This window comes from Chroococcus sp. FPU101, from assembly GCF_017312365.1.
In the GTDB taxonomy this organism is placed as follows: domain Bacteria; phylum Cyanobacteriota; class Cyanobacteriia; order Cyanobacteriales; family Microcystaceae; genus Chroococcus.
Genome location: NZ_BLJI01000018.1, coordinates 13,596 through 39,053 on the forward strand (window position 1 = coordinate 13,596; position 25,458 = coordinate 39,053).

At 38.1% G+C, this 25,458-nt stretch carries 25 protein-coding genes and 1 pseudogene; 11 read left to right on the forward strand and 15 right to left on the reverse strand.

Annotation, left to right across the window (positions count from 1 at the left end; all coding sequences use genetic code 11):
* Positions 1–65: 65 nt before the first annotated feature.
* Together CFPU101_RS15425 and CFPU101_RS15430 are read right to left on the reverse strand one after the other, a co-directional pair.
* Positions 66–482, reverse strand: a complete 417-nt coding sequence (locus CFPU101_RS15425) for a nuclear transport factor 2 family protein (protein ID WP_206816228.1) — start codon at positions 480–482, stop codon at positions 66–68.
* Between the two features lie 67 nt (positions 483–549).
* Entirely contained in the window at positions 550–1,248 is a 699-nt protein-coding gene (locus CFPU101_RS15430; protein ID WP_206816229.1) for a pirin family protein, read from the reverse strand.
* 108 nt (positions 1,249–1,356) lie between these two features.
* Here CFPU101_RS15430 and CFPU101_RS15435 point away from each other — a divergent pair, with 108 nt between their 5' ends.
* Positions 1,357–1,704 carry a helix-turn-helix domain-containing protein gene (locus CFPU101_RS15435; protein WP_206816230.1) on the forward strand — a complete coding sequence of 116 codons (348 nt, stop codon included), beginning with the start codon at positions 1,357–1,359 and terminating at the stop codon, positions 1,702–1,704.
* A 19-nt stretch (positions 1,705–1,723) separates the two neighbouring features.
* Here the strand turns inward: CFPU101_RS15435 and CFPU101_RS15440 are convergent, their stop codons facing one another.
* Complete coding sequence (locus CFPU101_RS15440) at positions 1,724–2,440, reverse strand: class I SAM-dependent methyltransferase (RefSeq protein ID WP_206816231.1); 717 nt, start codon at positions 2,438–2,440, stop codon at positions 1,724–1,726.
* A 217-nt stretch (positions 2,441–2,657) separates the two neighbouring features.
* On the opposite strand from CFPU101_RS15440, the gene queD reads away from it, so the two are divergent.
* Positions 2,658–3,032, forward strand: coding sequence for a 6-carboxytetrahydropterin synthase QueD (gene queD, locus CFPU101_RS15445; protein ID WP_206816232.1), 375 nt, complete (start codon positions 2,658–2,660; stop codon positions 3,030–3,032).
* A gap of 53 nt (positions 3,033–3,085) precedes the next feature.
* Here queD and CFPU101_RS15450 read toward each other — a convergent pair whose 3' ends face one another.
* Both CFPU101_RS15450 and CFPU101_RS15455 read right to left on the reverse strand, forming a co-directional pair.
* The gene (locus CFPU101_RS15450) at positions 3,086–4,456 is read right to left on the reverse strand and encodes a hypothetical protein (RefSeq protein ID WP_206816233.1); all 1,371 of its coding nucleotides are present in this window, start codon (positions 4,454–4,456) and stop codon (positions 3,086–3,088) included.
* Between the two features lie 51 nt (positions 4,457–4,507).
* Entirely contained in the window at positions 4,508–5,869 is a 1,362-nt protein-coding gene (locus CFPU101_RS15455; RefSeq protein WP_242578026.1) for a polysaccharide biosynthesis/export family protein, read from the reverse strand.
* 227 nt (positions 5,870–6,096) lie between these two features.
* On the opposite strand from CFPU101_RS15455, the gene CFPU101_RS15460 reads away from it, so the two are divergent.
* Both CFPU101_RS15460 and dnaG read left to right on the forward strand, forming a co-directional pair.
* On the forward strand, positions 6,097–6,363 hold the full coding sequence (locus CFPU101_RS15460) for a TIGR02450 family Trp-rich protein (RefSeq protein WP_206816235.1): 267 nt from the start codon (positions 6,097–6,099) through the stop codon (positions 6,361–6,363).
* Between the two features lie 11 nt (positions 6,364–6,374).
* The gene (dnaG, locus tag CFPU101_RS15465) at positions 6,375–8,261 is read left to right on the forward strand and encodes a DNA primase (protein WP_206816236.1); all 1,887 of its coding nucleotides are present in this window, start codon (positions 6,375–6,377) and stop codon (positions 8,259–8,261) included.
* Between the two features lie 45 nt (positions 8,262–8,306).
* Here the strand turns inward: dnaG and CFPU101_RS15470 are convergent, their stop codons facing one another.
* Positions 8,307–9,644 (reverse strand): ammonium transporter, encoded by a 1,338-nt coding sequence (locus CFPU101_RS15470; RefSeq protein ID WP_206816297.1) that lies wholly within the window; start codon positions 9,642–9,644, stop codon positions 8,307–8,309.
* A 208-nt stretch (positions 9,645–9,852) separates the two neighbouring features.
* Positions 9,853–11,370 (reverse strand): ammonium transporter, encoded by a 1,518-nt coding sequence (locus CFPU101_RS15475; RefSeq protein ID WP_206816237.1) that lies wholly within the window; start codon positions 11,368–11,370, stop codon positions 9,853–9,855.
* A 298-nt stretch (positions 11,371–11,668) separates the two neighbouring features.
* Here CFPU101_RS15475 and ribD point away from each other — a divergent pair, with 298 nt between their 5' ends.
* Positions 11,669–12,802: a bifunctional diaminohydroxyphosphoribosylaminopyrimidine deaminase/5-amino-6-(5-phosphoribosylamino)uracil reductase RibD gene (gene ribD / locus CFPU101_RS15480; protein ID WP_206816238.1), complete on the forward strand. Its 1,134-nt coding sequence runs from the start codon at positions 11,669–11,671 to the stop codon at positions 12,800–12,802.
* A 6-nt stretch (positions 12,803–12,808) separates the two neighbouring features.
* Here ribD and CFPU101_RS15485 read toward each other — a convergent pair whose 3' ends face one another.
* Positions 12,809–13,483, reverse strand: a complete 675-nt coding sequence (locus CFPU101_RS15485; RefSeq protein WP_206816239.1) for a hypothetical protein — start codon at positions 13,481–13,483, stop codon at positions 12,809–12,811.
* Positions 13,484–13,493: 10 nt separating this feature from the next.
* Positions 13,494–13,742, reverse strand: a complete 249-nt coding sequence (gene yidD / locus CFPU101_RS15490) for a membrane protein insertion efficiency factor YidD (RefSeq protein WP_206816240.1) — start codon at positions 13,740–13,742, stop codon at positions 13,494–13,496.
* Positions 13,743–13,796: 54 nt separating this feature from the next.
* Between yidD and CFPU101_RS15495 the strand changes: the two genes are divergently transcribed.
* Complete coding sequence (locus CFPU101_RS15495) at positions 13,797–14,486, forward strand: diacylglycerol/polyprenol kinase family protein (protein WP_206816241.1); 690 nt, start codon at positions 13,797–13,799, stop codon at positions 14,484–14,486.
* Here CFPU101_RS15495 and CFPU101_RS15500 read toward each other — a convergent pair.
* The 3 genes from CFPU101_RS15500 to CFPU101_RS15510 all read right to left on the reverse strand — a co-directional run bounded on the left by CFPU101_RS15500 (position 14,454) and on the right by CFPU101_RS15510 (position 17,968).
* Entirely contained in the window at positions 14,454–15,530 is a 1,077-nt protein-coding gene (locus tag CFPU101_RS15500) for an AI-2E family transporter (protein WP_206816242.1), read from the reverse strand. The two genes, CFPU101_RS15495 and CFPU101_RS15500, sit on opposite strands and share 33 nt — an antisense overlap.
* 130 nt (positions 15,531–15,660) lie before the next feature.
* Positions 15,661–17,229, reverse strand: coding sequence for a glycine betaine ABC transporter substrate-binding protein (locus tag CFPU101_RS15505; RefSeq protein ID WP_206816243.1), 1,569 nt, complete (start codon positions 17,227–17,229; stop codon positions 15,661–15,663).
* On the reverse strand, positions 17,222–17,968 hold the full coding sequence (locus CFPU101_RS15510; RefSeq protein WP_206816244.1) for an ATP-binding cassette domain-containing protein: 747 nt from the start codon (positions 17,966–17,968) through the stop codon (positions 17,222–17,224). The genes CFPU101_RS15505 and CFPU101_RS15510 overlap by 8 nt, the downstream gene beginning before the upstream one ends.
* A 65-nt stretch (positions 17,969–18,033) precedes the next feature.
* Between CFPU101_RS15510 and CFPU101_RS15515 the strand changes: the two genes are divergently transcribed.
* Entirely contained in the window at positions 18,034–18,213 is a 180-nt protein-coding gene (locus CFPU101_RS15515) for a type II toxin-antitoxin system HicB family antitoxin (RefSeq protein ID WP_206816245.1), read from the forward strand.
* On the opposite strand, the gene CFPU101_RS15520 is transcribed toward CFPU101_RS15515, so the two are convergent.
* Positions 18,205–18,570 carry a type II toxin-antitoxin system PemK/MazF family toxin gene (locus CFPU101_RS15520; protein WP_206816246.1) on the reverse strand — a complete coding sequence of 122 codons (366 nt, stop codon included), beginning with the start codon at positions 18,568–18,570 and terminating at the stop codon, positions 18,205–18,207. The two genes, CFPU101_RS15515 and CFPU101_RS15520, sit on opposite strands and share 9 nt — an antisense overlap.
* A complete protein-coding gene (locus CFPU101_RS15525; RefSeq protein ID WP_206816247.1) occupies positions 18,528–18,749 on the reverse strand; it encodes a hypothetical protein in 222 nt (73 codons plus the stop codon). The genes CFPU101_RS15520 and CFPU101_RS15525 overlap by 43 nt, the downstream gene beginning before the upstream one ends.
* 143 nt (positions 18,750–18,892) lie before the next feature.
* On the opposite strand from CFPU101_RS15525, the pseudogene ligA reads away from it, so the two are divergent.
* A pseudogene (gene ligA / locus CFPU101_RS15530) lies at positions 18,893–20,895 on the forward strand (NAD-dependent DNA ligase LigA).
* A 60-nt stretch (positions 20,896–20,955) separates the two neighbouring features.
* Here the strand turns inward: ligA and CFPU101_RS15535 are convergent.
* Positions 20,956–22,260 carry a GTPase family protein gene (locus CFPU101_RS15535; protein WP_206816248.1) on the reverse strand — a complete coding sequence of 435 codons (1,305 nt, stop codon included), beginning with the start codon at positions 22,258–22,260 and terminating at the stop codon, positions 20,956–20,958.
* Between the two features lie 188 nt (positions 22,261–22,448).
* Between CFPU101_RS15535 and CFPU101_RS15540 the strand changes: the two genes are divergently transcribed.
* The 3 genes from CFPU101_RS15540 to CFPU101_RS15550 are packed head-to-tail and all read left to right on the forward strand — an operon-like array spanning position 22,449 to position 25,369.
* Positions 22,449–23,234, forward strand: coding sequence for a tryptophan-rich sensory protein (locus tag CFPU101_RS15540; protein ID WP_206816249.1), 786 nt, complete (start codon positions 22,449–22,451; stop codon positions 23,232–23,234).
* A gap of 36 nt (positions 23,235–23,270) precedes the next feature.
* On the forward strand, positions 23,271–24,329 hold the full coding sequence (locus CFPU101_RS15545; RefSeq protein ID WP_206816250.1) for a dipeptide epimerase: 1,059 nt from the start codon (positions 23,271–23,273) through the stop codon (positions 24,327–24,329).
* Positions 24,320–25,369 carry a DUF1611 domain-containing protein gene (locus tag CFPU101_RS15550; protein WP_206816251.1) on the forward strand — a complete coding sequence of 350 codons (1,050 nt, stop codon included), beginning with the start codon at positions 24,320–24,322 and terminating at the stop codon, positions 25,367–25,369. Before CFPU101_RS15545 ends, CFPU101_RS15550 begins: the two co-directional genes overlap by 10 nt.
* The last annotated feature ends 89 nt before the right edge of the window (positions 25,370–25,458 follow it).

Genomic DNA, 25,458 nt, shown 5'->3' on the forward strand with positions numbered 1-25,458 from the left:
CCTGAATCGTTTCCATATGGCTCAATGGCGACTGGATAAAGTCGTTAGGATACTATCAAGGTTAGCTATTCAGGAATCGTAGATGAATCAATGCGGAACAAAACGCCTAAATATTCCCGATATCGACAAATTTGCTCACCTCGAACCTCAAAAACAATAGCAGCTTGATTTTGATAGGAATGCCCGTACATCTTCCCTTGAGAGCGTACCTCAAAAATAACACTTGTTTCATTACTCATCACATTGATCAAAGTAAGAGATAAACCGCCAATAAAAACTTGGTTAGTAACAGAATGAAAAAATGCAACCGCTTTATCTTTTCCAACATTTTCGCCTTGATAAGCTCCAATAGGAAACCAAAAAGTAAAATCTTCTGAAAGCATTGCCAGAAAAGCAGCCCATTCACCTGTTTTTAAGGCATGAGCGAAATATTGAAAGGCTAATTGTGCTGTTTGTAAAGTTTCAGGCGTTGCAGCTTTCATCGGTTAAACCAAGTTTATAATGTCTATTGAAGGTAGGGGTTTGGTGACCAAACCCTTACGAATATAATTAATTCAAATCAAACAACAAAATTTCTGCGTTGTTTTGTGCTGTCAGATTGATTTCTGATTCATCGCTAATAGCGACTCCATCACCCGCATCTAGAGAAGTACCATTGAGACTGACTTTACCTCTAGCGACTTGTAACCAAGCGTGGCGATTTTCGGGTAAAGTGTAGGAAATGCGATCGCCTTCTTGCAACATTCCAGCATAGAGATTAACATCTTGTTGTAGCGTTACTGCTCCATTTTTCCCTTCAGGTGCAGCAATTAATTGTAATTTTCCTGCATTAGCTTCGAGATTAAATTTTTGCTGTTCATAACTTGGTTTAATTCCTTTTTGCTCTGGAATAATCCAAATTTGCAATAAATGGACAGCTTCAGTATCTGAGGGATTATATTCACTGTGTAGAATTCCTGTACCCGCGCTCATTTTTTGCACTTCTCCAGGTTGAATAATTGAACCATTTCCAATACTGTCTTTATGTTCTACAGCACCTTCTAAAACATAAGTGATAATCTCCATATCTTTGTGTCCATGAGTGCCAAAACCCGCACCTGGAATAACTCGATCTTCGTTAATAACACGCAAACTTCTAAACCCCATAAATTGAGGATCTTGATAACTTGCAAAAGAGAATGTATGATAACTATCTAACCAACCATGAGCAGCATGACCTCTTTCATTAGCTCTACGAACCGTAATCATTCTTCTTGTCCTCAAAAATCATTGATCTTCTCTTATTTCAATTTAAACAAATTCTCTTTAAAATAGTAAGTACGCACTATCAAGTAAGTTAGTTACCTAAAAGATACTATGACTATTCAGAACGAAAGCACAATACTGTCTAAATGTCCTGCTGAAATTGCTTTAAAAGTGATTAATGGACGTTGGAAACTTTTAATTTTAAAGGAATTATTTCTTGGTACGAAACGCTTTAATGAACTGCAACGAGCATTATCAGGGGTTACCCAAAAAGTCTTGACCCAACAATTAAGGGAATTAGAATTAGATGGCATTATCAATCGTACTGTTTATCCAGAAATCCCCCCTAAAGTTGAATATTCTCTCACCGCATTGGGAGAAAGCTTAAAACCTTTAACTGAGGTAATGCACAACTGGGGTGTCAATCAATCGAAAGAGAAAGCAAGCATTAATGAATGAGATTCAAATCTCTAACTTTTTAAAATGAACGATGAAAATCCCACGGTCTTTTATCATCAGATATTTTTTTAACTAAACAAACATTATTAGGAATCAATTTGACCTTTAAATCATTTATTTCAAATGGATTTTGAAGAAATCTTTTTGTAATTATACCTAACTGTGTACTAATTTTTGTTTCTATTTTAACTGGAATTAGTTCATAGCTTCTATTTCTTAAAACAAAAGATACAACTTTTCTAACACTAGGCATCCAAATGTCATCAAAAGCAATATAACCACCTATAGACAATAAATGATCAATGTAAAAAAAATCAACTAAAGTATAATCAAATAAATGGTTTCCATCAATGAAAGCAAAATCTATTTTTTCACCTTGTATAAATAACTGTGGTAGAATTTTATCAGAACGATCTTCAAAAAATCTTAATTTATTTTCTAGATTAGCTCTTTTAATATTAAGTAAACCAATAGATTTCCATTTTTCGGTTTGTTTAGGGTCGATAGCTGTATGATAGCCTGAACCTGCATCCTGATGCGCTTGACAGATAAATAAGCTAGATAAACCATAAGCCATTCCAATTTCAAGAGTATTTTTAAGATTATATTTTTGAATAGTTTCTCTTAAAAAATTTCCGATTGCTAGGGGAGTTGCGGTGGGAAAAGGATCGATTAAATTACCTTCAGTGTCTTCAACACGTCCTACTGTATAAATTTGCTCTAGTAAAGAATTCATGGTGACCTTTTTTGAAAAGTAATTAAGTTTATTCTTGAAACATAATAATTGAAGATTATAGCGTTCTTCAGGTAGGTCAATCTAAAATCCACGTTTAATTAAATAATTTTTATTTTTAGATTAAATCTTATATAGTTTTTAAACATTAATTGAAATAAAAGCTAAAATAGTGATCGGCTAAAAATACGACCAAGCCGAAAAATGATTATTTTCAGCAATGCACGAATGGATTATTTATAAAGAATTTCGCTTTGAGGCAGCACACACATTACCTCATCATGATGGCAAATGTCGTCGTTTACATGGACATAGTTGGGTAGGAAGAATTTATGTAAAAGGTGATGAGTTAATTACCGAAGGCCCTCAGCAAGGGATGATTATTGATTATGGAGAAATCAAAAAATATATTCAACCCCTTTTAGAGCAATTTTTAGATCATTACTATTTGAATGAAACAACGGGTTTAGAAAATCCAACCAGTGAAGCATTAGCGAAGTGGATTTATGAAAAATTAGAGACTTCTAAATTACCTGGTTTATATGCCGTTGAAATTCATGAAACTTGCACTTCTGGGTGTATGTATCGTAAATGAGTTTAAGGTAGTGAGCTTTTAGAAGATAAATTAGTGATTAAATTAATTCAATGTTAATTTTTCTTGTTAAACAATGGCGTAAACAAGTTTTCTATCAAAAGAGAAAAGATTAAACCTAATGATGAACCCGCGAATAAACCTAAAATTAAATTTTTTTGCGGTGTAGGTACTGTGGTTGTTTTTGAAAGTTGTGGTGATGATAAAAGTTGCCAAGGAGGTGATTGAGTTGTTTCATTTTTTAATTGATTTTGTGATTCTAAATATTGGTTAAGATTTTTTTTTTCTATCTTGATTTTTTGTTGTAATTCTGCATATTGATGTGCTAGAACAGGTATTTTTTTGATTTGGCTTTTGAGGTTTTCTATTTGTTCTTTTAATACTGCTTCACGACTTTGTAGAACTTGTATTTGATTAGCTGCTTGAATATATTGTTGATTGAGCGAAAGACGTAAAGCATTAGGACTAGAATTAATGGTGATTTCTCCCTGCTGATTTTTGAGTATTTTTGCCTCTTCTTTTTCAATCAAAGTTTGTAAGTTTTTTTGTTTTTCTTTTAAAGCTTGAATATTGGGACTAGCATCTAAAAAAATAGTAGTTTCTTGAGCTAGTTCAATTTTGACTTCTTGTAGCTGTTTGACTAAATTTTGATAATAAGGTGATTCACTTAAATCAGTAGATGCGATCGCTTGTTCTGGAGTCATCTTTAATTGTTGTTCTAGGGTTTGATATAAAGTCGTCGTTTCTTGTAATTGAATTTTAGTCTGATAAGACTCCATTTCCAGTTTAGCCAGTTGTTCAGCTAACAGTTTAGTTTGTTGCTCAGGATTATATAAACTATAAGAAGATTGAAAAGTATCTAATTGTTTTTGAGATTGTGAAAGACGTTGATTAATTTGAGAAAGTTCTTTTTTAATTAATCCAGATTGTTGGTTATCTGGAGTTTGAGTAGCTTCGATTTTATAACTAAGATAAGCTGTAGCAAGTTGTTTTAACACTTGCTCAATTTTATATGGATCTTGATCCTCTAAGGTAATTTCAACAATTGGTGTCTGTTCTAATCGTTTAATAATTAAAGGATTTTTGGATTGCTCATCCAAATCGGGATATTGGGCTAAAATTGGCTTTAAAAGTTGAGAACTTTGCAATAATTCAGTTTGAGTAGAAAGTTCTAGCTCATTTTCAGAATATTGAGCCAGCGTATTTGTTGATTTTTGAGGAATTGGTGCTAAGAGAAGATAGAATTTACCAATATATTTAGTTTCGCTTTGCCAAAGCCACCAACAAACCCCTGTCATGACTCCTAATGTAACTGCTGTCAATAGCCTGAACTGATAGCCAAAAAATTGATTATCCTTAAATTGCCAAGGACGAGAATAGATCTGATGCTGATGATTTTTAGAATGAGTCGAGTCTGTTGGATTCATCTTTGGTATTCCCTTAAAAAATTATTGTAAAAGAAAAATTCCACTATCTTTTTAAAGTCCAAACAAACTAAAAATATTAAAAACACTAAAGAATCCCCCAACTGCGGCACCAATTGGACTAAAAAAGGTACTCAATGAGTCTCCTGCTGCTGTCAAACGATTACGCTCAACAAAAATCACATCATTGTTGCGGAGTGAAGGATTATTTTCCAAAGCAATTCCTTGAGAAAAATCGATTTTAATTTCGCGTTTTGTCACTGAACCATCAGCATTAAGACGAAGTAATTCTACGGTTCTCGCATCGGCTCGTCTTCGGTTAAAACCACCTGCCGCCGTGATCGCGCCATTTAGCGGTGTATTCGCAGCAATTTCGACAAATCCAGGTTTTTCGACTTCTCCAACAACATTAACTCGGATGGTTCCGGGGGAAAAACTAGCCTGTGCTAGGGCTTCTGATTCTTGAGGATTGATTTGGGCTACTTTAGGAATCGTGATCATGTCCCCCTCTTGCAAAATAATGTCTTCTTCAATATTCCCAGTTTGCAGCAAATTCCATAAATCGATATTTAATTCTTGAAGTGAGCCATCACGGTTGTAACGATTGAGTGTAATTTGACGAACATCGGCTGTTGGTTTAATCCCACCCGACAATCGTAAAGCAATCGTCAGTCTAGGGGGTTGTCGCCTAGTTGTGCCTGTGACACCACCTGTGGCACCCGCTACCGCATCTGGCAAAACTTTATAAGATCCTGGTCGGTTGACTTCACCAATGACTGTGACACTGATTTCTTGATCGGTGCGTATGCCAAAGTTAGCATCAGCAAGTTGCCGCAATTCATTGGGATCGATCGGATCTTTAGTCGGAATAACGATTTGATCGCCATCTCTGAGGGAGATATCTTGAGCGAGATTTCCTGTAATAATCAAATCCCATAAATTGAGCTTCCAGATTTTTTCGCCTCCATTAATAGCGCGTCTTAGTTCGATTTGTCTAATATCGGCAACAGTTGTAATTCCTCCTGCAGTACGAATTAAATCACTTAAAAGCGGAAATTTATCGCCCGAAAGTGGTAGGGTATATGAGCCTGGGTTATTGATCTCGCCTGCGATCGCAACTTGTAGTGGACGTGGACTCGCTAAAGTAACATTAATAATAGGACGTTTTAAATAGTTGGCGTATCGTTTTGAGAGTAGGTCACTCAATTGACCTGTTGTTAAACCAGAGACTTTGAGTAAACCCACTAAAGGCAGTGTGATTGTTCCATCAACTAAAACCAAATGATCTCCACTAAAATCAGCCACCTGAAAAACAGCTACCCTAATGCGATCACCCGCCCCTAGCACATACTCAGTTTCTTCTATCGGCTGTGTTGGTTGAACTCTTCTTGTTTGATCTGGCGTTGAGCGAGACAAACTACTTGATTGGGCTAGACTAGAAAAGCACAAGCTTGGATAAAGGAAAATACTTACTAGGACAATACTAACTTTATTAAAAGAATTTCTATACTTAGTATTTTTTCGGGGTATTCTCTTAAACCTCATATTTTTTAAACTTATTTTTTCTTATAATATGTATTAGCATAACATAAGGTCTATATTTTTTAATCATTCTTAGTAAAACAATCACTCTGAAAAAAAGCATGGCTAACAAACAAAAATTTCCGTTTTTATTAGGCTCTAAATGGACAGCAAAACAAAAAACTTGGGGTTGGAGACATTTCCAAGTTATTAATCGAAGAAATCAGGGTAAATGGGTTTTTGCTGAAATGATGTCATCTTGTGATTCACAAACCCGTTTTTGGATTAATGCCAAGCAACTTAAAGACCAAAATCTTTGGGAGGCAGGCTGGAAAACGATGGCACAGATCAATCAGCCAGAAGATGATGATATAGTTATTTATGATTAATGATTGGAAAAATGGAAACACCTCGTATTCATCCCGAAACGATTGAAGAAGTTAAGCAACGAGTTGATATTGTTGAGATTATCTCAGAATACGTTGTTTTGAAAAAGCGAGGTAAAGACCTTTTAGGCTTATGTCCTTTTCATGATGAGAAAAGCCCAAGTTTTAGTGTTAATCAAAGTAAACAATTATACTATTGTTTTGGCTGTGGTGCGGGTGGTAATGCGATTAAATTTCTCATGGAATTGGGCAAACAATCTTTTAGTGAAGTCGTTTTAGATTTAGCAAGACGTTATCAAATTCCGTTAAAAACTCTTGATCCGCAACAACGCCAAGAACTTCAAAAACAATTATCTTTAAAAGAACAGCTATACGAAATTATCGCGGTAGCAACTAATTTTTATCAACACGCACTCAATCAAAGTCAAGGTGAGATCGCAGCTAATTATTTGAAAGAAAAAAGACACTTAAAAGCCGAAATAATTCAAGAATTTTTATTAGGTTATGCTCCGTCGGGATGGGAAACTTTATACCGCTATTTAGTTGATCAAAAACGTTATCCTGTTGCTTTGGTTGAACAAGCAGGATTAATTAAAGCACGTCAAAATGGAGATGGATACTACGATCAATTTCGCGATCGTTTGATGATTCCAATTTTAGATATTCAAGGTAGAATTATTGGTTTTGGTAGTAGAACTTTAGGTAATGATGAACCAAAATATTTGAATTCTCCTGAAACACTTTTATTTGACAAAGGACAGACTTTATTTGCTTTATCTCAAGCTCGACAAGCAATCATTAAAGCTGATCAAGCGATAGTAGTAGAAGGTTATTTTGATGCGATCGCACTTCATGAACAAGGAATCAAAAATGTAGTTGCTTCTTTAGGAACTGCTTTTAGCCAAAAGCAATTAAAACAACTTTTAAGATACACAGAATCTAAACAAGTTATCTTTAATTTTGATGCCGATCAAGCGGGAAAAAAAGCCACTCAACGCGCTATATCAGAAATATCAGAATTAGTTTATTCAGGTCAAGTTAATCTAAAAATTCTCAATTTACCACAAGGAAAAGATGCAGATGAGTTTTTAAAATCGAGTAATAATGCAACTCAAATTTATCAAGAATTGCTGCTAAAAGCTCCACTTTGGCTCGATTGGCAAATTCAACAATTATTAGTCGAACATGACCTAAAACAAGCCGATCAATTTAAAGCGATCGCTCAAAAAATGCTCAAACTCTTGCAACAATTAGAAGATAATAATCAAAAAACCCATTATCTTCGTTATTGTGCTGAAATTTTAGCCCAAGGTGATAGTCGTCTGATTCCTCTGCAAGTCAACAATTTAGTGACACAACTTAAAAAACCGCAAACTCGTTCAACAAAAAATCAGACTATTCTTAGCAGTTCGGAGCGAAATTTATTAGAAGAAGCCGAAGAATTATTATTATTAATTTATTTATATTGTCCCCATCATCAACAGGAAATTAGGGATATTCTAGAAGAAAAAGATATAGTTTTTAGTTTGTCACATCATCGCTATTTATGGCAAATCATTCATCAAAACTCATCTAATTCAAAAGATTTATTATCTCAAGTGCAAAATCAATTATTAAGTGAACCCGAAAAGAGCAAACAGTTAGAGCATTTTTTACATTTAAGTGAAACCAAACAAGAAGATATATTTAGAGCGCAAGTTAGACTAAAAGAAGCAATCGCAGCATTAGAGCGAGTGAGTTGGGAAAAATACCGCCGTCATTGTTTGCAACAGTGGCAAAGTATTAACGCTCAAGAACAACCAGAGCTTTATCAATATTACTCAAATGAATTTTATCAAGCAGGGCAACATATTAAAGAACTCGATGAACTACGTATTAATCAAGCCGAAAATGTGACTTAAAAAAGAGACACACCTTGGCGAGTCTCTACAACTGAAAAAATAAACCTAGATTAAATCTTGTCCATAAGCTTCTTCGCCGTGTTCATGCACATCTAAGCCTTGTTCTTCAATACTAGACCTAGTGCGTAATGGCATAAAAGCACCCAAAATCTTTAGGATTACAAAAGTAGCAACCGCCGCAAAAATGTACGTTCCGATTACACCAACAATTTGTTTCCAAAGTAGAGAAGCATCACCGTAAAATAAACCGTTAGCCCCTGCGGAATTGACTTCTTTTGTGGCAAAAAATCCTGTTAAAATCGCGCCAATTGTGCCACCAAAACCGTGAACGGGAAAAGCATCAAGGGAGTCATCAAATTGTAATTTTGCTCGAAAACTCACCGCATAGAAACAGCAGAAAGACGTAATCGAGCCAATAAGAATCGCCGCAATCGGAGTCACAAAACCAGCAGCAGGAGTAACCCCCACTAATCCCGCCAAAAAGCCTGTAGCGATGCCTAATGCGGTAGGTTTGCTTCTTAAAATCCACTCTAAGAGTAGCCAAGTTAAACCCGCCGCCGCCGATGAAACTACAGTAGCGACAACAGCGACCGCCGCCAAGCCACCCGAAGCTAAGGCACTACCACCATTAAATCCTAACCAACCAAACCAAAGAAGGCCAATTCCCAGTAAAACATACGGGATGTTGTGAGGAGGAGAGGGTTGATTCGGATAATTCAGACGGGGGCCAAGAACCATAACAGCAACCACCGCCGAAACACCAGAACTGATATGAACAACGGTTCCGCCAGCAAAGTCTAAAGCACCCAAACTACCGATCCAACCTTTACCCCAAACCCAATGAGCCAAGGGAGAATAAACAAAAGTAGACCACAATAGAACAAACCAGAAATAGGCTTTAAAGGTCATTCGTTCGACGATTGCCCCTGAAATCAGAGCAGGGGTGATGATAGCAAACATCATCTGATAGACCATAAAGACTTGATGGGGAATGGTTGGTGCATATCCAACAGGGTCAGGTTCAGCAAAGGAGACACCATTTAAAAATAGCCATTTTAGGCTACCAATAAGAGGATTAGCCGTATACGAGGGATCACCACCTGGATTAAGTTCAGTGGGTGCAAAAGCTAAACTATAGCCCCAAAGAACCCAAGTTACTCCAACGAGTCCCATCATTACTAGACTCATCATCATCGTGTTGAGGACGTTACGAGAGCGAACTAAACCACCATAAAAAAACGCCAGACCGGGTGTCATCAATAAGACTAATGCCGAAGCGACTAATACCCAAGCTGTATCACCTGTATCAATGGTTGGTGTAGGTGCGGCCGTTTGAGCGAAAACATTATCCATCCCAGAGAAAAGCAAAATCCCTAAAGCCATGGAAATGATGAAAAAAGATTTTTTAATCACGTGACTTTTATCCTGTAAAACTGACAATAATTTAATAAAAAAGGTGAGTGAATTAAGCTTAAAGGCTAAATAATTATTTCTAGTCAGATTTTTATCCTTTTTTCGGAAATCATCTAACAACAAACCTTCTTTTTTCACTCACCAATTAAATTTGTATAATTTGATACAAGAAATGAAATTAGATTTCAGAACCGTGGAAATCAACACGACTTGAACCACTAGCACGAGAGCCTGTTAAAACATCCGCTTCTTTGACAAAGCCGCTATAAGCTTCCATGCCATGTTCGCCAATGTCTAAACCTTCGATTTCTTCTTCCTGGGTGACTCGGATGCCTAAAGTAGCTTTCAGAGCCGACCATGCGATCGCACTAAAAGCTACTGTAAATGCACCGACGACGAGGGTACCGATAATTTGATTAATCAGTTGACCGATCCCATGACCGTAGAAAAGTCCAGTTTCCATGCTGAATAGACCAACGGCGAGCGTTCCCCAAATCCCATTGACTAGGTGAACCGAAAGCGCACCGACTGGATCATCAATTTTGATTTTGTCGAAGAAAGCAACCGCATAAACGACAAGAATTCCGCCAACTAAACCGATGATCACGGCTCCTAAGTAGGAAGCGACGTTACAGCCTGCGGTAATTGCCACCAAGCCTGCCAAGATCCCATTGATAATCATGGAAAGGTCTGGTTTGCCATCTTTAAACCAAGAGGTTAAAGTAGCCGCGATGCCACCTGCTGCGCCTGCTAAGTTGGTTGTAACGGCAATGTAGGGGACTTTTTCATCTACAGCGAGTTGAGAGCCAGGGTTAAAGCCAAACCAGCCGATCCAAAGAATTAGACAGCCTAAAGTCGCTAAACTTAGGTTATGACCAGGGATCGCATTGATACGACCGTTAGAATATTTCCCAGTTCGAGGGCCTAAGATTGCTGCACCCAACAAAGCCGCCCAACCGCCAACCGCGTGAACAACCGTTGATCCTGCAAAGTCTCTGAAACCTCCGTTCTCACCTTGTAGGTTAAACAGCCAACCGCCAGCACTCCAAACCCAGTGACCTGTAATCGGATAGGCAATCCCAGTCAGTAGTAAACTGAAAATTAGGAAGTCAGTAAACTTAATTCGTTCTGCTACTGCACCAGAAACGATCGTTGCTGCGGTTCCAGCAAATGCGGTTTGGAACAGGAAGAAGACTGGAATGGGTAAACCCTCTGGAAAAGGCGATAAACCGTAGGTTTCTGGTTTCCCACTGAGGAATAAACCATTCCCTCCGATCCAACCATTCTCACCACCAAACATGAGTGCAAAGCCTAAAATCCAATAGCCCATAGTGGCTAGTGCAAAAACGATCAGGTTTTTTGCCAGAATGTTAACGGCATTTTTTTGACGACATAAACCCGCCTCTAACATCGCGAAACCAGCATTCATAAAAATTACTAGAATCGCTGCAATTAAAACCCAGAGCGTATTTAAAGACATTCTCAGGGTTTGCATATCCCCTGAAAGACTTTCTAGGCTTAAAGGGGGCGTATCTTGGGCTGATACTGCCATCTCAGCAAGCAAAACAATAATCGCCGTTAGAGGAATGCAAGCCAACCAAGCAGGTTTAAAGGACTTGGCAATCAATCTTAACGGTTCTAGATAAGATGTATCTTTTACTGAACCTGTATTCTTTTGTATAGAACTTTGTTTCATGGACATGATCTCGAATCGTTAGGGATTTGCTAAAGTATTGAGCTTAACTCAATTGGCAAGTCAGGAAAAATACAATCTATAGAAGCCAATGACTATCATAGATTTAAGGCTATTCTATGATTTAGATGCTCTGAGCAAAGAAATTGAGCCGAGTACAGCATTTTAAATCCATAAAATCTTGATTTTTTTGACGATTGCTTTCTGTATTAAAAATCACATTTTACTCTGATACAGTGCAAAGATTTATAATAATTCCGTAAATTTACCGTAAAGACGGTTTGCAGCAGAATAAATAAACATGAATCACGGTTCAGAATTAGATCTCCCTTCCATTGGCACACCTTTCGATCAAAAAATGATGCAGCGTTGTCTAGAATTGGCTAGACAAGCTGTTGGACGAACCGCACCTAATCCCTTAGTTGGGGCTGTTATTGTTAAAGAGGGAAAAATTCTAGGAGAAGGGTTTCATCCAGGCCCAGGACAACCCCATGCGGAAGTTTTTGCCCTACGAAATGCGGGAGAAGAAGCTAGAGGGGCAACGATTTATGTTAACTTAGAACCCTGCGCTCATTACGGTCGGACTCCTCCTTGTAGCAAAGCTTTAATTGAGGCGGGAATGAAGAAAGTATTTGTGGGCATGATCGATCCCGATACAAGAGTTTGTGGTAAAGGGATTCAACAGCTAGAAGATGCAGGAATAAAAGTGATTGTTGGGGTAGAAGAAGCGCACTGTCGTAAGCTCAATGAAGCTTTTATCCATCGTATTCGCTTTTCAAAACCCTTTGGTATTCTTAAATATGCGATGACTTTAGATGGTAAAATTGCCACGACAACGGGTCATAGTAGTTGGATTAGTAGTACAGCATCACGCCAACAAGTTCATCAATTACGGGCAACTTGTGACGCGGTGATTATTGGTGGTAATACGGTTCGTCGAGATAATCCTTTTTTAACAACGCATCAAGTCTCAGAACATAACCCGTTACGGGTGGTGATGAGTCGTATTCTTGATTTACCTTTAGAGGCTAATTTGTGGGAAACTCAAGAAGTTCCAACTTTAGTTTTTACGGAAACGAAAACCAATTCAACTCTACAAAAACAGTTATTGAAACGTGGTGTAGAAGTCATCGAACTCCCCGTCTTAACGCCTGCTATGGTGATGGAACGTCTTTATGAGCGAGGACTTTGTAGTGTTTTGTGGGAATGTGGGGGTACACTAGCGGCTAAAGCGATCGCCGATGGAGCCGTACAGAAAATTTTAGCCTTTATTGCTCCTAAAATTATTGGCGGACAATTCGCACCCTCTCCTGTCGGTGACTTAGGTTTAGAAAAAATGACCGAAGCTTTAGAGTTAGAAAATATTTCCTTTCATGCTATTGATTCGGATTTATTAATAGAAGGTTATTTATCTAAAAATGCTTGGTTAGTTTAGATAAATTTACTGTTTTTTCTGACAATATTCTTGATAGTTTTGAATATAATCCATGATTATTTTGACGGCTTCGGGGCGCAGATTACGTTCAGGAGGAAAATTGTAAACTATAGTAGACACCGTTTTATAGACAGTACACCACTGAGAAAAATCAGCTAAATAAATTTGAGATTGAGCTAATTTATCTATAAGAGCGATCGTATAATCTTGCGGTTGTCTAGCGGCAGCAGTCGATAATAAGGTTACTGCGTCTGCTTGTTCTAATTCCCCTTTCCCTCCCAATGCTTTTAGCGTAAAATAATCATCCATCGCTAATAGATAACCTAAAGCAAAAATTTCTTCAGTTATCAAAGATTCTAATTTTAAATCGGAACGATTCTTTTGATATTTTTTAGCTAAATAATCTAAATAGACAGTAGCATTTGATTGTCCTTCTATTGACCAACCTAAAGCATTAATAATAGCAGCGCGTTGGTCATTCGGAATTGTTGGATCACTTAAAGCATCCATTAAAGCAGGAGTTAATTGTTTTTGTGCAGCTTTATTAACTAATTCAACATCTTGATAAGCTTGATAAAAATTGGTACTTGTTAAAGGACTATCCGCTTTAGCAATAGGAGTGAACCCAGAAATCAAACTAGCAGTGAACCCAGAAATCAACCATTTAGTAACTTTATTCATCTTCAAAAAATTAACAACAAGAATCATCACGTGTCTGTTGATCTTTTTTCAAGGGTACAGGATCATAACCCCCCTGATGCCAAGGATGACAACGTAAAATCCGTTGAGTCGCGAACCAACTTCCTCGAAACACCCCAAAACGATCAATCGCTTCTATGGCATACTGAGAACAAGTTGGACGAAAACGACAACTTGGCGGAAATAATGGAGAAATAAAAAGACGATAGCCGCGAATTATTGAAATCAAGATGAGTTTCATGACTAACCCAGAATGACCTAAAGTGGTAATTAGACGAATTCAATAGTTAAAAGGTTGTCTGATTTACTTCCTCCTACTCATCTTCTATTCTCTCTCAGTTTAGTTGCTTTTTACTTGGGACTCATTCTTCTAGTCGCTGAGAGATTAAAGCGTTATTATTCATCTAATAGTGAACTGACTCGCAAAGTGGTTCATATTGGTACGGGAAACGTGATTCTGTTGGCTTGGTGGTTAAAGATTCCCGCTTGGGTTGGGATAAGTGCTGCTGTTATTGCGGCTCTAGTTGCCATAGTTTCCTATTTTGTGCCAATTCTACCCAGTATTAATAGTGTAGGTCGCAAAAGCTTAGGAACTTTTTTTTATGCCGTGAGTATCGGCGTTTTGGTGGCGTGGTTTTGGCAAATTCAACAATATCACTTTGCAGCGATCGGAATTCTGATTATGTCGTATGGGGATGGACTCGCAGCCATTGTGGGACAACGTTTCGGGAAACATCCCTATAGGGTTTGGGGCAATCAAAAAAGTTGGGAAGGTTCCCTAACAATGACGGGAATAAGCTTTATTGTAACTGCGTTGCTTTTATTATCTGTTTACGGTAATTTGGGGATAATATGGCTGATCGCTTTCATGATCGCTTTGAATGCAACGATTTTAGAAAGTTTTTCCATGTGGGGTTTAGATAATTTAACTGTACCGTTAGGAAGTGCTGCTTTAGCTTTTGTTTTGTGTCAATGGTTGATTTAATTTCTCTTCTGTCATGGGAAATCGTAAATCACTAATAATCTGTTTCATCACGCTGGCAATGGGAACCGCTAATAATAATCCTAAAATTCCGCCAAGTTGCGCCCCAACAAATAGAGATATTAACAACCAGATGGGATTTAAACCGATCATATTTCCTGTAAGTTTGGGAGAGATGACATTATCAACAATTTGATTGACGATAAAATTGGCGATAAAAAACTTGATCCCGATATCGAGTTGATTAAAACACAGCAATACTGTCAGGAAAAGACCTAAAATGCCTCCCACTATAGGGATCATAGAACTAATTCCCAAAGCAAAGGCAAATAAAAGAGCGTAAGGAACTTTCAAGAAGACAAAGATAACAATTAGAGCGACAATGGTAATACCCGATAGAATCAAACGACTCAATAGATAATCTTTAAAGGTTTTTCGAGTATATTGAGGTATTTTACGATCCCAAGGTTCAGGAAACCAACTTAAGATTCCTCTCCAAAATTCCTCACCCCCAATAAGGAAAAAAATTGTAAAAACTAAGATAATTAAAGTATTAAAAACACTATTAATCGTCCCTGCCAACAATCCTAAAACTTGACTCCCTAGTAATTCCAAACGCTCAAAAAATCTTTGAGAAGAATTAGCAACAATTTTACCAACATCAAAAGGAAGTTTCGTGAGGATGGGTTGTTGGGATAAAGCTTGTAAGTCTTTTTGTGTCTGTTCTACCCATTGTGGCGCACTGGCAAGTAAATCACTGAGTTGTTTGATAATTAAAGGAATCAGGATTAGAGCAGATGAACTGACGATGAGGAAGGTTAATAATAAAATGAGGGTAATCGCCAAACTTCTCCTAACCCCCTCTTGCTGCAAGAGTTTAACTGCTAGATCCAGCAAAAAGGCTAATAAATTGGCAATAATTAGAAAATAAATTAAAAGTTGGAAATACTTGAGTAATAAAACAATTAACAACCCATTTAAAAAAAATAGGGGAAAAAGAATTGCTAACCTTAACCATTTGGGAAAGGTGAGAAAGGTTTTATACATCCAACATCCTCAAGAAGTTAGCCTAATCAGTACTGTATTTTGATAACTTTGTCAAGTTTCTATAACGCAATTTTTTATGAGCAATGCGATTAGAAACGTGAAGAACTATTCTAAGTTAGCGCGGAAATCTTTAAAAGGTTCTGAGTGAAATATTACTTTTAGGACTTTTAAAAGTCCTAGTTTTTAAGAACATATTTACTACTTCGGCGACAGGACGACCTAAACCATCGACTTGATAATTCAAGGTCTGCATATCTTGGGCTGAAATCTTGCCCGCTAATTCATCAATAGCAACCCGTATTTTAGGATATTTGTCAAGTGTTTTTTGATTAAAAATGGGAACCGCTTCATATGGTGGAAAGTAGTGTTTATCGTCGTCTAGTATTACTAAATTTAAGATTTTGATTAAGCCATCGGTCGAGTTTCCCGCGACTAAATCCACTTGTTTTTCTTCTAAAGCGCGGTAAATCAAACCTAAATCCATTGCTTGCGGGGGTTGAGCGAATTTAAGATTATAGGTTTTAGCTAAACCAGAGAAACCGTCTTCTCGATTGAGAAATTCATAACCAAAACCTGCTTGCCATTGCGGGGTATATTGACCGACTTGCGACAGTTTGGTGAGATGATATTTTTGGGCATCTTCAGAACGGATAATAATTGCAAAAGTGTTATTAAATCCTAAACTGGGAAACACTGCTAAATTAAATTGTTCTAAGTAAGCTTGTTTGACTTTTTGAAAAACGATTTTCGCATCGCTTAAAGGGGGTTGTTTGAGAATAGTAGTTAGGGCCGTTCCTGTATACTCAACATAGCCAGCCAATTGCCCTGATTTTACCGCTTCGTGACAAATCCCTGTACCACCTAAATTTAATTGTCGCTCAACTTTTAAACCCGTTTTCCTCTCGATTTGTTGGGCAAGCATTTCCCCTAAGATGACTTGTTCGGTGAAATTCTTAGAACCAATCACGATCGCAGTATTACCGAGTGTCTGGGATAATACTAAAATACTTAAGCCCGTAGATCCTAAAATCAGTCCAGTAATGAGTAAAATTGATTTTTTGTTTTTTTTGCGCCCTGTTTGAGTTAGAGATTTTTCTAGATATCCGATAAACCAGTCTGCAATTAATGCCAAGATTGCCGAAGGAACAGCACCTGCTAGAATCAATTGATTATTAACCGTCGCAATGCCGCGAAAAATAAAAACGCCTAAACCTCCTCCCCCAATAGCAGCAGCGATAGTTGCAATACCGACACAAATCACTGTAGCAATGCGAACCCCTGCTAAAATCACACCCATCGCTAAGGGTAATTCGACTCTCAATAAAACCTGTCGTTCCGTCATTCCCATTGCCCTAGCCGTTTCTTGTATAGAGGGTGCAATACTTGTAATTCCAACATAGGTATTACGAATGAGTGGGAGTAAAGCATACAAAGCAAGGGCGACAATTGCAGGTACTTTGCCAATACCGCCTAAGAAAGGAACCGAAATCAAAAAACCAAATAGCGCAAGACTGGGTATCGTTTGAAGCGTATTCGCAACTGCAAGAACGGGTTTAGCCAAATTAGGACGACGTGTAATCAGTATACCTAAAGGAATGCCAATCGCGATCGCAATACTCATCGCCACACCGACTAGCAATAAATGTTCTAGTGTTCTTAAACCAATTTCGGGGGCATAGCGAATCAAAAAATCAGGCATAATTTTTTAGACAAGCAAGATAGCGTTTCGCTTCCTCATGACTATCTTTAAAAAATTCCTTGGGTGTTCCCAGACTAACTAATTCTCCTTCATACATTAAACCGATTCGATGTCCTAAAAACAAAGCTTCTTGTATGTCGTGGGTCACAAAAATAATCGTTTTCCCTAACTGTGATTGTAAATGTTTTAATTGCTGTTGTAAGTCTAAACGAGTAATCGGGTCAAGTGCGCCAAACGGTTCATCCATCAATAAAATTGGAGGGTCAATTGCTAAAGCCCTTGCTACACCGACTCTCTGGCGTTGTCCTCCTGATAGTTCATGGGGATAGCGATCAGCGAATTGTGTGGGTTCTAGTCCAACAAGATGCAATAATTCATATACTCGGCTTTTAGTGCGTTTTGCTGTCCAATTTTCTAGAGATGGAATCAACCCTACATTCTCCGCGATACTGAGATGGGGAAATAAACCAATTTCTTGAATCACATAACCAATACTACGCCGCAATTGAATCACATCCCATGACATTGTAGAATGTCCATTAACCATTACTTCGCCACTACTCGGAGTTAGCAGACGGTTAATCATTTTCAGTGTCGTCGTTTTTCCGCTTCCACTACGCCCTAATAAAATTAACGCTTCACCTTGCCCAATCTTGAGATTAAGATTAGAAAGTAAATAACAGTTGTGAATTCGATAATTTACATTTTGAAATTCAACGATAGTATTGTCAGGACGCATGGGGATGATTAATCAATTGATTTATGAGTTATTTTAGAAAAAAAGTTATTAGATCAACTGAGATCATGAAACAAACATTTACAGCAAGTATCTGGTTAGAGGGTGAGTGGTACGTTGCCCAGTGTTTAGAAATAGATATTGCTAGTCAAGGGAAAACAGAAGCAGAAGCATTATTCAATCTTGAAGAAGCTTTAGAATTACACTTTGAATTTCCTCAAGCTACCTTAGTTCCATTGTCAAGATAGATTTAAGTATCGAGCAAAAATTTTTTGTGCTTGCTCTAACAATTCTGTTTCTAAATTACCTAATTGTTTAATCAAACGGACTTTATCAAATGTCATCGGTTCAACACAAACTAACAAACTATCTACAGCTAAACCATTTTCCATTGATGCAGGAACATTAACTACAGCAGAAAAAACTCTTGGGTCTAAAGGTTTGACAGAAGTGAAAGGCAACACTGTAACTTTACTACGTTGCTCATTAAATACAGTGCCAGAGATAATTAAAGCAGGACGAGTTTTACGAATTTCAGTACCAACAGAAGGATCAAACGTAACTAACCAGATACTTCCCAGTCGGTAAATGCTGCTTGTTGCCATTCATTATCCCATCCTAACTTTAATTCATCAACTAGCTTACAGGCTTGAGCCAGTTCTTGATCTTCCTCTTGTTTGCGCCATTCTTGTAAAAGAGATTCAATTAAAATATTAGGATCATCCACCTTCTGCACTAGATATTGTAATAGTTCATCAGATACAGTCAGAGAAATTTGGGCCATGTGTTTATTAGTATTGCAAACAAACTTGTTTGTATTATTCATTTTACTATGTCATAGAGGTAAATCAAAAATTTAGATTGATATAGTATTCCCATACTAATCGAGTTCAGATAAAGTAGAGAAAAGCATTTTTATTCAAAACCGTGACACCGACACCTGAGATTCAACAACGCGCTAATCAACTCAGAGAACAACTACAAAAGGCGAGTTATGCCTATTATGTTCTAGACAATCCGATTATGGAGGATGCAGTCTATGATCAGTTATATCGAGAATTACAAGAACTTGAAAATCAATACCCTGAACTGATTTCGCTGATAGTCCTACGCAACGTGTCGGTGACCAACCTGCATCCCAGTTTGTTTCGGTTCGCCACAATATCCCGTTATACAGTCTAGAAAATGCTTTCAATATAGCGGAATTTGCCCAATGGCAGGAGCGATGGCGCAGACAATCCCCCACTCAAAAAGACGCTGAATACGTCTGTGAATTGAAAATAGATGGCTCTGCAATGGCGTTAACCTATGAGAATGGCGTGTTAGTTCGCGGTGTCACGAGAGGCGATGGTGTCACGGGGGAAGATGTTACGCAAAATGTTCGCACGATCCGATCGATTCCTTTAAGATTAAATTTAGATAATCCTCCTGCTGTAGTTGAAGTCAGAGGAGAGGCATTTTTACCCCAAGATACTTTTAATCAAATTAATCAAGAACGGGAACAGTTAGGAGAAGCGTTATTTGCGAACCCTCGTAACGCTGCTGCTGGAACTCTCCGACAACTTGACCCGAAAATTGTTGATAAGCGACGTTTACAGTTTTTTGCCTATACGTTGCATTCTAACCAAACGCCTAAAACCCAGTGGGAATCCTTAGAAACACTACAACAAATGGGTTTTTTAGTCAATCCTAACCGTAAACTTTGCCCATCTCTAGAAGCAGTACAAGAATATTACCAAAATTGGGAAACTGAAAGACGTAACTTACCTTACATGACTGATGGAGTCGTGGTTAAGATTAATGATTTTGCGCTACAAGAACAATTAGGCTTTACCCAAAAGTTTCCCCGTTGGGCAGTAGCATTAAAATATCCCGCAGAAGAAGCCCCGACGATTGTTTTAGATATTAGCGTCAATGTCGGACGGACTGGCGCGGTGACTCCTTTAGCGATGATGAAACCCGTTTTACTCGCAGGAACCACCGTACAAAAGGCTACTTTACATAATAGCGATCGGATTACTGAATTAGACATCCGCATCGGTGATACAGTTATTATTCGTAAAGCGGGTGAAATTATCCCAGAAGTCTTGCGGGTTATTCCCGAACTTCGTCCCCCGAATAGTCAACCCTATCAGATGCCGCTACAATGCCCCGAATGTCGTTCTACTCTAGTTCGTTCCAAGGGAGAAGCAGTAACTCGTTGTATGAATAGTTCTTGTCCTGCTATTCTACGGGGTAGTGTTGTCCATTTCTGCACTAGAGACGCATTAGATATCAGAGGTTTAGGCGAAAGAATTGTTATTTTATTAATTGATAATGGTTTAGTGAAATCGATCGCCGATTTATACAGTCTAACCGTTGAACAAATTGCTGCCCTCGAACGCATGGGCCAAAAATCAGCCGAAAATCTGATTCATGCCATTAATGAAAGTAAAAATCAACCTTGGTCAAGGGTATTATATGGTTTAGGAATTCGCTATGTTGGAAGTGTCAACGCCAAAATATTAACCGATAGTTTTCCTTCAGTTGAACAATTATCCAAAGCATCTGTCACTCAATTAGAATCAGTCTACGGCATCGGTTCAGAAATTGCTCAATCTGTCTATGATTGGTTTAGAGTTCCTGCCAATCAAACTTTAATTGAACAACTCCAAGCCGTCGGTTTACAGTTCAAAAATACTACCCAACCCGCAACAACTCAACAAACTTTAGCGGGAAAAATATTTGTGATCACTGGAACTTTACCCACCCTCAAACGCAATGAAGCTAAAGAATTAATCGAAAAAGCTGGCGGTAAGGTCACAGGTTCAGTGAGTGCAAAAACCGATTATTTAGTGGCTGGTGAAGAAGCAGGATCTAAATTAGACAAAGCCATTGAATTGAGAATCACTCAACTCAGCGAGACAGATTTATTAAAGCTAATCGAATAGATTTAATCAAAAATTAATTCTGTTATTCTAATCTAAGATCAGAATCAATGGAATAGTAAACTATTTCATGCCTTTAAACTGTTCCTGTGCATTCTTAAACGCTTCTTTCATCACAGATTGAATTTTTTTCGGATCAGGTTTTTTGCCACCCATCAGATCACCAAAATAAACACACGCCCCCTCACCTAACGCTACAGTATACGCAGCAGCCCACGAAGCAGCGATAATACTGCCAAAACCTGGAATAAATTTAATCAATTCTCGTCCGATCGCTTGTGCAACAAATCCTCCTGCGATCGCACTCACGACACCCCCCGCTTGAGAAGGGGTTAGCATTTGACCATATAGCTTACCCAAAACGCCCACCATTGATACTTGTAAGGCGGTTAGAACGGGCATCGTCGCCAAGGGAATCGGAACAGCAGCAACAGTAGCCGCAATGATGGCAAAGGCTAAAATATAGCGTCTGGCAACATCTCGATACATATTGCCAATGCTGTCGCCCATTTTTTGATCCAGCAATTGATGAATGGTTCTCGCTTCGGCTTCAGGTAACAATTCGGCTAAACTATCTGTGAAGGCTTCAAGTCCATAAAATACTGGAGTATAGCCATCTTCTTCTAAAGTAAAATCAATTAAAACAGAGCGATCATATAATCCTGTAAAATCTAGCTTGATTTCGTCATAAGCACGTTGAATATCGGCTAAATCGGGTGGATATGCAGGATGATCTTCTAAACTTGTGGGGTAGAGTTCATGCAAACAAGTGACAGCGAGTAAACAGGGAATATTTGGATACTTTTGCCGCAACTGTTGAGCAATTTGACGTAAGGTATCTGTCGCAAAGTCATTAATTTTGATAGTTAAGATCAAAATTCTGGCGCAGTTGGTTTCCTGTTCTAATTCTTTGATCAGTTCTTCTATAATTGTTTCGGTATTTTGTTTAACATCCCCTAAACCAACCGTATCCGTAAAAATTAGTAACGGTAAATCAACCGATGGATAGGCATAACGTTCGGTGTGTTGGGTGTGGGGGCGAAAACCTTGTCCAATAATATCAGCAGATACGCCAGTTAGTCCCCGTATAATTGAACTTTTACCGACTTGGGGTTTACCTAATAATAATGCTTCGGTTGTCGGGAGTTCTGAGCGAACTTTTTCTAAAATTTCGGCAACTTGTGTCTCATTGACGCTAAACCATTGAGTAACTTGTTCTAGAGGCAAGAGTTTCGTTAAGGTTTCAGTAGCAGTACCAAAAACCTCAGTAATACGATTTGTAAGAGCGTTATTGAGGAGATTCGCTTTAAGTTTCTCGCCCTGTGGCTTGTTTTCTAAAGGTATTTCTGTTTCTTGTTGCTCATTCATTGCGTCTTTTAACAGTCAATCGATTTAAGTTTGTTACTATTAATATTGTATTCATTAGCCAGTTTTTTCTAGATCGGTTATCCGTATCGAGATAGACCATTCTCTAAGTTAGTTTCTCCCTTGAGATGGGCGATTTATAAAAAATTTTTTGTTAAGCTTACCATTAAATAAAAAAATCTGCTTGATTTATGAAAAAAGATAAAATTAGACAGTGGGTTAACTTAATAGCGATTATTGCGGCTTTTGTTGTTAACACCGTTACTAATATTATTCCCGTTGATGGCATTAGTATCAAGGATATTGCTGATAATTATTTTGGTAATGTCTTGGTTATTCCTGCTAATTATGCTTTTGCCATTTGGGGTCTAATTTATTTAGCTTTACTCGCTTTAGGGATTTTTCAAGCGTTACCCGCTAATCAAGATGAGCCTCGGTGTCGTCAGTTAGGTTATTGGTTGACGGTAAGTAGTATTGCCCAAATTGCTTGGGTTATTCTTTTTCAATATCGATTATTCGTCCTATCGGTACTGGCGATGTTAACGATTTTAATTCCTTTAATTATTCTCTATCTTCGTTTAGACATTTTCACCAAACCTGTTTCTTTTAAGCAGAAATGGTTTATTAATTTTCCCATTAGTATTTATCTCGCTTGGATTAGTGTCGCAACGATCGTCAATGTATCTATTGCTTTAACCGATCTCAAATGGAATGGTTGGAATATAGAATCGACCACTTGGACAATTATCATGTTAGTGGTGGGAACTGTCTTAGCGGGTTTAGCAGCGATTCAACGTAAAGATATTGCTTTTACAGGGGTGTTTATTTGGGCGTTTATTGCGATCGCACTACGACATTTAGAGATTTATGTACTCGCAGGAACAGCAGTCGGGTTAGCTTTAATTTTACTTATTCTTGTCGCTAGAGAGAAATTCAGACGAAAACGTACAACTTATGATCGTCGTCAGATGAATTAATGATAGATTACCATTAGAAATTTAGACATGGTAATCATGCAAGTTCGCTTTGAAACGTTTACGGTACATAAACGCTTCCCTTTAACCATTAGTCGCGGTACAACGGCTGAAAATACGAATATTTGGTTATGCTTACAAGCAGATGATATAGAAGGTTGGGGAGAAGCATCACCCTTTTCCATTGTCCAAGAAACGAAAAAAGATACTGACCGAATTATTCAAGAATTAAAGCAGATTACGCCGATTTTAGAACAATTTCATCCCTTAGAACGCCAGCAAATCGAAAAACTTATACATCAATATCAAATTTCATCAACCACACGCGCTGCAATTGATATGGCACTCTATGATTGGTTGGGAAAACGGGCTAATTTACCTCTGTGGCGGATTCTAGGACTAGATCGTCAGGCGATCGTACCCCTCAGTGTTACTGTGGGGATTAACACCCCAGAAGGCGCAAAAAAACGGGTTAGAAACTGGTTAGATTTGATGGATGTCAAACTGATTAAGGTTAAATTAGGTTCACCTGAAGGAATTGTAGCCGATCAAAAAATGCTACTCGCAGTCAAAGAAGAAGCGTCAGATATTCCTTTGATGGTTGATGCAAATGGGGGATGGAATTTAGAACAAGCGTTACAGATGAGTGAATGGTTAGCCCAACAAGGTGTAATTTATATTGAACAACCTTTAGCAGTGGGTCAGGAAAAAGATCTATATCAATTGTATCAACGATCGCTTCTACCGATTTTTGTCGATGAAAGTTGCTTCAGTAGTCAAGATATCCCCCGTCTAGCTTCCTCTGTACATGGGATTAATATCAAAATGATGAAAGCGGGAGGAATAAGTGAGGTCTTACGGATGATTGATATTGCAAAAGCGTGTGGTTTACAAGTCATGTTCGGTTGTTATTCCGATAGTAGTTTATCAAATACAGCGATGTCTCATTTATCACCTTTAGTAGATTATCTAGACTTAGACAGTCATCTAAATTTAATCGATGATCCCTTTATTGGGGCAAAATTAGAGGAAGGAAAATTATTACCCAATGATTTACCTGGTTTAGGAATGACAAGAGTGATAAATCAATGCGTTTAACGTCTGATCACCGAGTTGCTATATTACTTCATGAGGGAATTTCGGGTACACAAGGAAAAACTGGACTTGCTTATATCCGCTATGGAGAATCATCTATTGTTGCGGTTATTGATGCCCAAAATGCAGGACAATCTCTAGAAACATTAACAGGAATACCTCAGAATATCCCCATTGTTGCTCATTTACAGGACGCTTTGCCATATAGTCCAAATGTACTACTGATCGGGATTGCACCATCTGGGGGAATTTTACCCGATACTTGGTTTGCAGAAGTTAAACTAGCAATAGAAAAAGGAATCTCGATCGTTAATGGTTTACATACCCCGCTATCGCCTCAATTTCCCAATTTAAAACAAGATCAATGGATTTGGGATATTCGTCAAGAACCTTTAGGATTAAGAGTTGGGAAAGCAAGGGCTAAATCACTCTCCTGTCAGCGTATCCTCACAATAGGAACGGATATGAGTGTCGGCAAAATGTCCACCAGTATCGAACTTAACCGACTCGCTTTAAAAAGAGGCATTAAATCTAAATTTTTGGCGACGGGGCAAGGGGGTATGATGATTTCAGGTGAAGGAATACCCCTAGATGCCGTTCGTGTGGATTTTGCTGCGGGTGCAGTTGAGCAAATGGTGTTAGATTCGGCGGAAAATCACGATATTCTATGGATTGAGGGACAAGGTTCACTCTTACATCCCGGTTCGACGGCTACCTTACCGTTAATTCGTGGCAGTCAACCCACCGTACTGATTTTAGTCCATCGTTTCGGACAAGTCCATATCAAAGATTTACCCGATATTTTGATTCCTCCTCTGACTGAAGTGATAAAACTGTATGAAATGGTGGCAACTGCTGGCGGAACTTTTGCCCCTGTTAAAATTAAAGGCATTAGTTTAAATACCTTTCACCTGAAAGAAGAAGCAGCTACTATTGCTATTGCTAAAGTTCAAAAGGAAACGGGTTTACCTTGTACCGATGTCGTCAGGTTTGGTGGAGAAGTTTTATTAGATGCAGTCTTAGAAACAAATGTGCAAGTTTAAAGTTTTTCAGTAAATTAAGATTATTGACTCTCACTGAGGATTTTGATATAAGATGTTGAGTGTTCGGCTGTCTAGGTGTTTGTTGAACT

Bases quoted from the DNA above. Each gene is read 5' to 3' on its own strand.
- CFPU101_RS15425 (WP_206816228.1), bottom strand. From the start codon at position 482: ATGAAAGCTGCAACGCCTGAAACTTTACAAACAGCACAATTAGCCTTT.
- CFPU101_RS15430 (WP_206816229.1), bottom strand. From the start codon at position 1,248: ATGATTACGGTTCGTAGAGCTAATGAAAGAGGTCATGCTGCTCATGGT.
- CFPU101_RS15435 (WP_206816230.1), top strand. From the start codon at position 1,357: ATGACTATTCAGAACGAAAGCACAATACTGTCTAAATGTCCTGCTGAA.
- CFPU101_RS15440 (WP_206816231.1), bottom strand. From the start codon at position 2,440: ATGAATTCTTTACTAGAGCAAATTTATACAGTAGGACGTGTTGAAGAC.
- queD (WP_206816232.1), top strand. From the start codon at position 2,658: ATGCACGAATGGATTATTTATAAAGAATTTCGCTTTGAGGCAGCACAC.
- CFPU101_RS15450 (WP_206816233.1), bottom strand. From the start codon at position 4,456: ATGAATCCAACAGACTCGACTCATTCTAAAAATCATCAGCATCAGATC.
- CFPU101_RS15460 (WP_206816235.1), top strand. From the start codon at position 6,097: ATGGCTAACAAACAAAAATTTCCGTTTTTATTAGGCTCTAAATGGACA.
- dnaG (WP_206816236.1), top strand. From the start codon at position 6,375: ATGGAAACACCTCGTATTCATCCCGAAACGATTGAAGAAGTTAAGCAA.
- CFPU101_RS15470 (WP_206816297.1), bottom strand. From the start codon at position 9,644: ATGGCTTTAGGGATTTTGCTTTTCTCTGGGATGGATAATGTTTTCGCT.
- CFPU101_RS15475 (WP_206816237.1), bottom strand. From the start codon at position 11,370: ATGAAACAAAGTTCTATACAAAAGAATACAGGTTCAGTAAAAGATACA.
- ribD (WP_206816238.1), top strand. From the start codon at position 11,669: ATGAATCACGGTTCAGAATTAGATCTCCCTTCCATTGGCACACCTTTC.
- CFPU101_RS15485 (WP_206816239.1), bottom strand. From the start codon at position 13,483: ATGAATAAAGTTACTAAATGGTTGATTTCTGGGTTCACTGCTAGTTTG.
- yidD (WP_206816240.1), bottom strand. From the start codon at position 13,742: ATGAAACTCATCTTGATTTCAATAATTCGCGGCTATCGTCTTTTTATT.
- CFPU101_RS15500 (WP_206816242.1), bottom strand. From the start codon at position 15,530: ATGTATAAAACCTTTCTCACCTTTCCCAAATGGTTAAGGTTAGCAATT.
- CFPU101_RS15505 (WP_206816243.1), bottom strand. From the start codon at position 17,229: ATGCCTGATTTTTTGATTCGCTATGCCCCCGAAATTGGTTTAAGAACA.
- CFPU101_RS15510 (WP_206816244.1), bottom strand. From the start codon at position 17,968: ATGCGTCCTGACAATACTATCGTTGAATTTCAAAATGTAAATTATCGA.
- CFPU101_RS15515 (WP_206816245.1), top strand. From the start codon at position 18,034: ATGAAACAAACATTTACAGCAAGTATCTGGTTAGAGGGTGAGTGGTAC.
- CFPU101_RS15520 (WP_206816246.1), bottom strand. From the start codon at position 18,570: ATGGCAACAAGCAGCATTTACCGACTGGGAAGTATCTGGTTAGTTACG.
- CFPU101_RS15525 (WP_206816247.1), bottom strand. From the start codon at position 18,749: ATGGCCCAAATTTCTCTGACTGTATCTGATGAACTATTACAATATCTA.
- CFPU101_RS15535 (WP_206816248.1), bottom strand. From the start codon at position 22,260: ATGAATGAGCAACAAGAAACAGAAATACCTTTAGAAAACAAGCCACAG.
- CFPU101_RS15540 (WP_206816249.1), top strand. From the start codon at position 22,449: ATGAAAAAAGATAAAATTAGACAGTGGGTTAACTTAATAGCGATTATT.
- CFPU101_RS15545 (WP_206816250.1), top strand. From the start codon at position 23,271: ATGCAAGTTCGCTTTGAAACGTTTACGGTACATAAACGCTTCCCTTTA.
- CFPU101_RS15550 (WP_206816251.1), top strand. From the start codon at position 24,320: ATGCGTTTAACGTCTGATCACCGAGTTGCTATATTACTTCATGAGGGA.